Source organism: Selenomonas sp., from assembly GCF_052169755.1.
Classification (GTDB): Bacteria; Bacillota; Negativicutes; order Selenomonadales; family Selenomonadaceae; genus Selenomonas.
This window is the reverse complement of sequence record NZ_JBQNBV010000172.1, coordinates 1-3708: the sequence shown is the minus strand read 5'-3', so window position 1 is coordinate 3708 and position 3708 is coordinate 1. Positions and strand designations below refer to the sequence as shown.

The 3708-nt window shown below is 56.2% G+C and carries 4 protein-coding genes and 1 riboswitch; of the genes, 1 reads left to right on the top strand and 3 read right to left on the bottom strand.

The window, feature by feature from the left end:
* The 3 genes from ACTTKG_RS09785 to pth form a co-directional block, all read right to left on the bottom strand.
* Positions 1-568: TonB-dependent receptor plug domain-containing protein (locus tag ACTTKG_RS09785; protein WP_442674014.1), on the bottom strand; the 568-nt coding region annotated here is incomplete at its 3' end.
* A 167-nt stretch (positions 569-735) separates the two neighbouring features.
* A riboswitch (cobalamin riboswitch) is annotated at positions 736-981 on the bottom strand.
* A 65-nt stretch (positions 982-1046) separates the two neighbouring features.
* A complete protein-coding gene (locus tag ACTTKG_RS09780; RefSeq protein WP_442674013.1) occupies positions 1047-2288 on the bottom strand; it encodes a radical SAM protein in 1242 nt (413 codons plus the stop codon).
* Positions 2285-2941: an aminoacyl-tRNA hydrolase gene (pth, locus tag ACTTKG_RS09775; protein WP_442674012.1), complete on the bottom strand. Its 657-nt coding sequence runs from the start codon at positions 2939-2941 to the stop codon at positions 2285-2287. Before pth ends, ACTTKG_RS09780 begins: the two co-directional genes overlap by 4 nt.
* Before the next feature lie 166 nt (positions 2942-3107).
* Between pth and ACTTKG_RS09770 the strand changes: the two genes are divergently transcribed.
* A complete protein-coding gene (locus ACTTKG_RS09770) occupies positions 3108-3503 on the top strand; it encodes a C-GCAxxG-C-C family protein (protein WP_442674011.1) in 396 nt (131 codons plus the stop codon).
* Positions 3504-3708 lie beyond the last annotated feature (205 nt).

Sequence of the window (3708 nt, the reverse complement as noted above, 5' to 3'; positions counted from 1 at the left end):
CCGCTTTCGGCTTTTTCAGGATGATATTGACAACACCGCCCATTGCCTCCGCACCGTAGAGTGTCGATGTCGCGCCCTTGACGATCTCGATGCGCTCGACCATCGCGGCTGGTATATTTTCCGTGCTCGGATAGTTCTTGAGGTTCATCGGCACGCCATTGACCATGACGAGCGTGCCCCTGTCGTAGCCGCGCAATGTGATGCGTCCGGCCGCAAGACCGAAATCCTGCCCTGCCTCGCCATAGGATGTACTCGTCGAGCCGATCTGCTGGTCAATCGCCTCGAATACGTTGCGATAGCCCGCTTTTTCAATATCCTTCGCTGTGATGATCGTCGTCGTCGCGGGCGTATCGAGATCACTCTTTCGCCTGCGCTGAGCCGTCACGAGCGTATCAGGCAAATCATGCCCGCCGTTTTCTGCAGTTTCCGCACTTCGTTCCTGCACCTGCGTCGTTTTCGCTGCCGCCTTTCCTGCCGCCGCATTTTCCGCCGCATACGCCTCGCCCGATAGGCTCATGCCCGCGATTGCCGCAAGCACCGCCCATGTCAGATGTCTCTTGCCTTTCATCTACATCACCCTTTCCAAAAATAAAGCGCCCTCCTGCAAAACAGAAAAGGCGCATAAGGGCGGCGCAAAAAAATTCCCGGCAATTTCGCCGGGATGATTGCGTTCGTGCAGCCGAAGAAACGCCAAACAGCGCTTCCTTAATCCCCTTCCCATCACTCGCAGGTCAAATGGCGATTGTCCATCAGGCAGTTCTCCTGGCTCCAGTTCATCACTCCCCTGCGCCTTCCCAAGGCATTCGCCCCAGTGACTCAAGAAGCATTGATAAATGAAGTCGCCCAGATGTATAAAGATGGGGGCTGAATTTATCAGTGATTCCTTATTACAGGGTTGCTCGCTGCTACAGTGGCGGGACCGCTCCGGCTTTTTCCGGATTCCCTATTAAGTCTTGCGACACCTGATCCAACGATATAAAATTTCTATAAAAGAATAGCATTGATTTATTCTTATGTCAAGAACATGGATTTTAGAGGAATCGTTCTTAATCTTCGACATAGTGGCTGAAACTGCCGATGACGAGCTGCGGAAACTCCCTCTTGAGCCGTTCCAAAAACTCTCTCGCGCCGACCGCCTCGCCCTGCGCTTCCGGCATAATTTCAAGGAAGGCGTCGGGATCGACATTGAGGTTGCGCACCTGCACCATGTTGACGGGCAATTCGCAAAAGAAGCCGCGCCACGCTTCGAGTTCTTCGGCGCGGTCATTAAAGCCCGGAAAGAAGAGCATGTTGAGCGACACATATACGCCGTGCGAAAGCGCGTAGCGGATCGACTCCTTGACGTCGGCGAGCGTGTAATTGCTGCGGTAGTACGCCGCATAGCTCTCCTCGATGGCGCTGATGATGCTCACACGCATGGAGTCAAGTCCGGCATCGACAATCTTTCGGATGCCCTCGGTATAGCCGGCATTCGTGTTGATATTGATCTGCCCGCGCTTCGTCGCGGCACGAATCCGACGCTCGGCTGCCGCGATCGCATCCGCCGCAAGCGACGGCTCACCCTCGCAGCCCTGTCCGAAGCTCACGATGGCATCGGGCGCAGTCGAAAGGTGATATATGCCGACCTGCGCGATCTCCTCGGGCGTCGGACGGAACGCGATGCGACTCTGCGGCGACGGACAGCACTCGGCGGGCTGCAGGGAAATGCAGCCGAAGCAGTTCGCGTTACAGACGGGCGACGTCGGTATGCCCGCTTCCCAGCGGCGGTAAAAGAGATTCTGCGCCGTGCAGCAATGCCACTTCAAGGAGCATCCCGCCACCTGCTCGACGATGCGGTTGCCGGGCAGCTCCTTCTCGACACGGCGCACGAGTTTCTTGAGCTCACGCGTATTGTAGTAGGCGGGATCCCATTTCGTATTTTCATTGGTGTAGAGCGCCGCCGCATAGAGATCATCCTTATAGAACACGACCGCCGTGTAACCGTAGAGAGCGAGCCTTTCAGCCCCTTCCTCTCGCTGAAAGGCGGGCAGAAAGAGCCGCGTATAGCCCGCAGGCAGGATGGCAGCGACGGCGCGTCCCGCCAGAGGCAGCGTCTCACCCGCCGCCGTCCGCCCCATCGCCGCGCGATCAGGCAGAAACATCAAGTCCGCCGACTCGGGCAGGGGGATGAGATCGGCGGGCGTGAGCGACACGATCCGCTTGCCCGAGCGCCCCAGTCCCGCGATGCCCGGCGCATCAAAGATTGCCCCATCTTCATCGGCGTAGAGCGCACATATTTCATCTTTCATGCTTCGCCCTCCTGCCTCTCGATCTGTAGTACAGCGCTGCTTTTCCCCGCGTCTTCCCCCTCATGCGCTTCCTGCTTCGCCGCCTTTTTCTTGCGCGGGTTGTAACGGTTCATCGCCATGTCGATGCCATCCGTCACGATGCACTCGACAGCCGGCAATAAATAAGAAATCGCCTCTTGAATCTTCGTCGCATCGTCTGCGGGAAACGGCGCAAGCACATGCCTGACGACCGTCCAGCCGGGTAGAGGACGTCCGATGCCAATGCGCACGCGAGAGAAATCCTCTGAACCGATGTGCGCGAGAAGCGACTTGATGCCGTTGTGGCCGCCCGCGCTTCCCTTGCGCCGCAGACGGATCGTGCCCGCCGCGATGTCCATGTCGTCGTGCGCGACGATCAAGTCCTCCGGCGCGAGCTTGTACCAATCGAGCAGAGGACCTACCGCGCGTCCGCTTTCATTCATATAGGTCAAAGGCTTGACGAGCAGCACCTTCTGCGCGTCGATACGCCCTACTGCGATCAGAGAATTGAACTTCTCCTGCCAAGTGTCGATACCGATGCGCTCCGCCAGAGCATCGACGAGCATAAAACCGACATTATGTTTCGTATGTGCATACTCCGTCCCGGGATTCCCAAGACCGACCATGATCTTCATTATATTCCTCCGAACCTTTCTGAGATGCACCGCCGCAAACCACGCGGCGAGGCTGCTACCACGATTCTACTGCACGAAATGCGCTTTGTCAAAACAAAGCCTTTGCACCCAAGGCAAAAAGCGGGTAGAATAAAGGAAACGCCATCCGAAAAGGAGGAAAAAACACATGACCCACTTCGAAGAAGCAAAATTTCTGCGTCAAGAGCCAGGCGGCCGTCACTACAACTGTGCGCAGTCGCTTCTCGTACCCTTCGCTGCCGAAATCGGCATGGAAAAAGAAGACGCCTATGCACTCGGCGCTTTCTTCGGCGCAGGCATGATGCACGGATCCGCCTGCGGCACGCTGACCGCCGCGCTAATGATCCTCGGCAAAGCAGACAAAGATAAGGAAACGGCGAAGAAGCTCATTGACGACTTCCTCGCCGCCAACGGCACGACGGACTGCCGATGTCTTCTAGCCGCCGCAGAAAAAAAAGGCATCGCACGCAAGGAGAACTGCGACGGGCTTGTTTTAGAACTATGTCAAAAGCTTGATGAGATTATTACGCGAGAAACGCAATAAAGAAAATGCCGATAAATTCAGCCATCTATTTTTACATCTGCGCTGGGGAAGTTGCCATCGGCATCAATATCTGCTGCGCGTTTCCCGCAAACAGGGCTATCTGCCTCGACTTTCTACGCCTTCGAACTGCACGGCAGGTAAATTGTTCTGTAAGCCTGTCCCATACTCTTTTCTTTGCAATAAAAAGAGTGCAGCAGTCTTTTCC